The sequence below is a fragment of the Bradyrhizobium sp. Arg237L genome (genome assembly GCF_029990105.1).
Taxonomy (GTDB): domain Bacteria; phylum Pseudomonadota; class Alphaproteobacteria; order Rhizobiales; family Xanthobacteraceae; genus Bradyrhizobium.
In genome coordinates this window covers 1-512 of the sequence record NZ_JAQMIL010000217.1, presented here as the reverse complement: position 1 = coordinate 512, position 512 = coordinate 1, and the positions used below count along the sequence as shown (strand labels likewise).

Sequence of the window (512 nt, the reverse complement as noted above, 5' to 3'; positions counted from 1 at the left end):
GACCTATGCGGCCACGTCCGCCGATGGCACCGCCCTGCCCACCTGGCTCTCATTCAACGCGTCCACACGCACATTCAGCGGCACACCGGCGGCCGCAAATGTCGGCACCGCCAGCATCAAGGTGACAGCTACCGACCTTGCGGGCGCCGCCACCAGCGAGACCTTCAATATCGCAGTGTCGGGCGGCCCATCGGACACCGCGCCGACGGCTGTCGCTGACGTCGCCAACGCGACCGAGAAAGGTGGCGTCGCCAACGGTTCAGGCGGCTCGCCTGCCACCGGCAACGTCCTCACCAACGATACCGATCCTGACACCGGCGACACCAAGACCGTCACCGCGGTCAGTTTTGGTGCGACAGCGGGCACGCTCGGCACCGCGCTCGCCGGCGCGCACGGCAGCCTCGTACTCAGCGCCAACGGTACGTTCACCTATACCATCAACGAGAATGATTCCGCCGTGCAGGCGTTGCGGCTGTCGACGAACACGGTGACCGACACCTTCAGCTACACCA

At 66.0% G+C, this 512-nt stretch carries 1 protein-coding gene; it reads left to right on the top strand.

The features are described from left to right. A partial coding sequence (locus OZ411_RS43050) for a putative Ig domain-containing protein (RefSeq protein WP_282532819.1) occupies positions 1-512 on the top strand: 512 nt, incomplete at both ends.